The sequence below is a fragment of the Bradyrhizobium uaiense genome (assembly GCF_010811875.1).
Taxonomy (GTDB): domain Bacteria; phylum Pseudomonadota; class Alphaproteobacteria; order Rhizobiales; family Xanthobacteraceae; genus Bradyrhizobium; species Bradyrhizobium uaiense.
This window is the reverse complement of the sequence record NZ_VKHP01001011.1, coordinates 1-243: the sequence shown is the minus strand read 5'-3', so window position 1 is coordinate 243 and position 243 is coordinate 1. Positions and strand designations below refer to the sequence as shown.

Below are 243 nucleotides of genomic sequence, written 5' to 3'. Positions count from 1 at the left end.
TTCTGGCTGTCTTTTCGAAGCGTGTTGCGACCCGGCGGAACTGCTTGAGCTTACTGAAGCAGCATTCGACGAGATGGCGCTGGGCATAGAGATGCTTGTCGAGCGGATGCTTGAGTGCGCGTGACGGGTTGTTGGGAATGACGGCGAGCGCGCCTTTGGCGGCGATAGCTTGGCGCAAGTGATCGGCGTCATAGGCGGCGTCGGCCATGACGACCTCGGCGGCCAAGCCTTCGATCAATGCGG

1 protein-coding gene is annotated in these 243 nt (G+C 60.9%); it reads right to left on the bottom strand.

Annotated features, from left to right (window positions below):
* Positions 1-243, bottom strand: a 243-nt coding sequence (locus FNJ47_RS48560; protein ID WP_163163783.1) for a transposase, incomplete at both ends; no start/stop codon positions are given.